3 protein-coding genes are annotated in these 3,792 nt (G+C 65.7%); 1 reads left to right on the top strand and 2 read right to left on the bottom strand.

Annotated elements, in window-relative coordinates:
- Positions 1-29: 29 nt before the first annotated feature.
- Positions 30-1,067, top strand: coding sequence for a GTP 3',8-cyclase MoaA (gene moaA / locus JWQ89_RS02595; protein ID WP_299638164.1), 1,038 nt, complete (start codon positions 30-32; stop codon positions 1,065-1,067).
- 177 nt (positions 1,068-1,244) lie between these two features.
- Here moaA and JWQ89_RS02590 read toward each other — a convergent pair whose 3' ends face one another.
- Together JWQ89_RS02590 and JWQ89_RS02585 are read right to left on the bottom strand one after the other, a co-directional pair.
- Positions 1,245-2,012, bottom strand: a complete 768-nt coding sequence (locus JWQ89_RS02590; RefSeq protein WP_299638162.1) for an SDR family oxidoreductase — start codon at positions 2,010-2,012, stop codon at positions 1,245-1,247.
- Positions 2,013-2,022: 10 nt separating this feature from the next.
- Positions 2,023-3,669, bottom strand: a complete 1,647-nt coding sequence (locus tag JWQ89_RS02585) for a GMC family oxidoreductase N-terminal domain-containing protein (protein ID WP_299638160.1) — start codon at positions 3,667-3,669, stop codon at positions 2,023-2,025.
- Positions 3,670-3,792: the final 123 nt, after the last annotated feature.

The following is a 3,792-nucleotide window of genomic DNA, read 5'->3' as shown; positions in this document are numbered from 1 at the left end:
GATGCGGGGTCAGTGCGGTAGAAAGACGAATGTCACTGACGCTGTTCGAACAGCCCAATATCGAGCCGACGGGGGCGCGCCCCCTGATCGACCGCTACGGCCGCCGGATCAGCTATCTGCGCGTGTCGGTCACCGACCGCTGCGATTTCCGCTGCGTCTACTGCATGTCGGAACACATGACGTTCCTGCCCAAGCACGAAGTGCTGAGCTTCGAGGAGATCGACACGATCGTCTCGGCCTTCGTCGCCCGCGGGGTGAAGAAGGTGCGGCTCACGGGCGGCGAACCGTTGGTGCGGCGCGACATCATGGAGCTGGTGGAAAAGATCGGCGGCCATCTCGGGCAAGGGCTCGAGGAGGTGACGCTCACCACCAATGGCAGCCAGCTCAGGAAACATGCCGGGGGTCTCGCGCGCGCCGGGGTGAAGCGGCTCAACATATCGCTCGATACGCTCGACGAAGCCCGCTTCACCGAGATCACCCGGCGCGGCCGCATTGCCGACGTGCTCGACGGGATCGACGCCGCGGCCGAGGCCGGGCTCAAGATCAAGATCAACATGGTCGCGATGCGCGGCGTCAACGAGGACGAGATCGAGCCGATGCTGCACTGGGCGCACGCCCGGGGCTTCGGCCTGACACTGATCGAGGGGATGCCGCTGGGGGAAGTCGGCATCGACCGTGTTGACACCTATCTGCCGCTGAAGGAGTTGCGCGAGCGGCTGCAGGCGAAATACACGCTCGAGCCGACCAGCCACCGGACCGGTGGTCCAGCGCGCTACGACTATGTGACGGAGACCAACGGCCTTGTCGGGTTCATCACGCCGATGAGCCACAATTTCTGCGAAAGCTGCAATCGCGTGCGGCTGACGGCAACGGGCCAGCTCTACATGTGTCTGGGGCAGGACGACATGGTGGATCTGCGGGCGGCGATACGCGAAGGCGGGCCGGGTGCGCTGGACGCGGAACTGGATCGGGCGATGCTGCTGAAGCCGAAGGGGCACGATTTCGTGCTGGATCGGGATCACACGGCGCCGGCGCTGAGCAGGCATATGAGTGTTACGGGGGGGTAGCGGCGTGGGGCTCGGGCCTTACACCTTGTGCGGGTTGACCCCCACCCCTGTCCCCTCCCCCTAAGAATGGGAGGGAGACCAAAAACCTGGGATCTCAGGGTACGTCGCCCTCCCCCTGTTGAGGGGGAGGGGGACAGGGGTGGGGGTCAACTCGCACCGAGTTGATATCTGCCGCCCTTACCTCACCGTATACCCCCCATCCACCACCAGCACCTCGCCTGTCACATACCCGGACGCCGGTGAGCACAAGTAGAGCGCCGCCGCGCCGATATCCATCGCGGAGCCCGGTCGCTTCATCGGGGTCATGTCGCGCCAGACCGGGCCCCATACCGGGTCGTTGAGGCCGCCGTTGGTCATGTCGGTGGTGATGTAGCCTGGGGCGATGGCGTTCACGCGGATGCCGTCGTCGGCGTAGTCGGAGGCGAGGCTCTTGGTCAGCATGTGCACGGCGGCCTTCGACGCATTATAGGCTGCCTGCGGCTGCGGGATGTTGGAGATCAGCCCCGAGATCGAGCCGATATTGAGGATGACGCCGTCCTTCTGCGCCCGCATCGGGCCGAGCGCCGCCTGGCAGGCCCGGAATACGCTGTCAAGGTTGATGTCCATCAGCCGGCGATACTGCTCGGCGGGGAAGCTGTGGGTTTCGCCATGCTGCGCGACGCCCGCATTGTTGACGAGGATGTCGAGCCGCCCTGCCCCGAGCCGCACCGCTTCGGCGATCAGTTGCGCCGGCACCGCCGGGTCCTGCACGTCGCCCTGGAGGTAGTCCACCTTGCGGCCGGCGTCCTTGAAGCGCTCCACCACGTCGGGCTTGGGGACCCGCGAGGAGAGGATCACGTGCGCGCCGGCGTCGGTCAGCGCCTCGACGATGCCGAGGCCGATGCCGCGCGTCGCGCCGGTCACCAGCGCAACTTTGCCGTCGAGACGGAACAGATCGAAGATCATTGGGCTCTCCCTAATGCGATGTCGCAGTTGACGGCCGGTCAAGGCCGAGGATGAAGTCGGCGCAGCGGTCGCCCAGCATCATTGCCGGCGCCGTGGTGTTGCCGGCATTGATGTTGGGGACGGCGGACATGTCCGAGACGCGGAGGTTGTCGACGCCGCGCACCCTGAGGCGGGCGTCGAGCACCGCCATCGGATCGCCATCGGCCCCCATCCTCGCGGTGCTGGCCGGGTGGTAGTTGGTCTTGACGAACCGCCTGCAGTGCTCGGCCATGGCTTCATCACCGAGGTCCGGTCCCGGTGGGGCGATGACCTTTTCCACCCGCTTGCCGAGCGGACCGCTCAGCAGCACGTCGCGGAAGAAGCGCTGGCCCTCGACCATGATCTTCATGTCGTCAGGGTGCTGCAGCAGATGCGGCGAGACCAGCGGCATGTCGGCCGGGTCGGCGGAGCGCAGTTCGACATAGCCGCGCGATTTCGGCTTCACCAGCACGGTGGTGATGGTGACGCCGTAGGTGTCGTCGAACACCTTCAACAGGTCCCGGTCGAGATAGACGATGGGCACACAGAAGGCCTGGATGGAGGGCGGGGCGTCGCGATCGATCGGGTTGATGAAGGCGCCGGCCTCGAAACCGGCCGAGAGGATCGGGCCATTGCCGAACAACTTGAAGTTGAGGCCGTTCTTCAGCATGCGCCAGCCGACGCCCTGCCGGAAATAGCCGTAAGGCCCGTTGGCGACCGAGATCACCGGCACTTCGGGGTGGTCAATGAGGTTCCGGCCGACGCCGGGGAGATCGACGAGCGTGTCGATGCCGTGCTTCTGCAACTGCTCTGCCGGACCGAGGCCGGACAGCATCAGCAGCTTGGGCGTCACCAGCGCGCCGGAACTGAGGACGATGTCGCCCTTCGAGTGCGCGGTGCGCTCGGCCCCCGACGCATCGCGGTAGGTGACGCTGACGGCCCGGCCGTTCTCGATGTTGATCTTTTGCACCGCCGAGCGCAGCCGCACCGTCAGCCGCTTGTCGTCCTTCAGCGGCTCGATGTAGGCGTAGGCGGCGCTGGAGCGCTTCCCCTTGCGGTTCATGAACTGGTAGAAGCCGACGCCACGCTGGGTCAGGCCGTTGAAATCGCTGGTGAAAGGCTCGCCCATCTGCTGCACGCTCTGGACGAACCAGCGCGACACGTCATCGATGTGCCCGGGATCCGAGACCAGCAGCGGGCCGTCATTGCCGTGATATTCGTTGCTCAGCCGGTTGTTGCCCTCGATGCGGCGGAAGTGCTGCAGCACGCTCGACCAGCCCCAGGGCGCGCCGTCATTGTTACCGCGCAGGATCTGGTCCCATTCGTCATAGTCCGATGGCCGGCCGCGCATATAGACCTGCGCATTGACCGAGGTGCCGCCGCCCAGCACGTTGCCCTGCGGGATATCGTGCACCCGGCCGCTGAGATGCTCCTGCGGCACGGTGTGGTGATAGGTCATGTACTTGGAGCCGTTGATCAGCTTGAAGATCCCCGGCGGCATGTCGAGCAGCGGATGATGGTGTGAGTGCCCGGCCTCGAGCAGCAGGACCTTGCGGTCGCCATCGGTCACCAGCCGCGCCGCCGCCACGCAGCCCGACGCTCCCCCTCCGATCACGATGTGATCGAATTCCTCCCGCATATGCTGCCCCTCCCAGGACCGAGGCATGTTCTGCCTGCATGGGGCACATTAAACCGCGCGGCGTAAATGTCGAACGGGTTGCGGGAATGTTGGATGAGCTCCCCTCCCCCTTGAGGGGAGGGG

Source organism: Devosia sp. (assembly GCF_028290645.1).
In the GTDB taxonomy this organism is placed as follows: domain Bacteria; phylum Pseudomonadota; class Alphaproteobacteria; order Rhizobiales; family Devosiaceae; genus Devosia_A.
The sequence above is the reverse complement of the archived record's forward strand: the minus strand, read 5'-3'. Positions and strand labels throughout refer to the sequence as shown.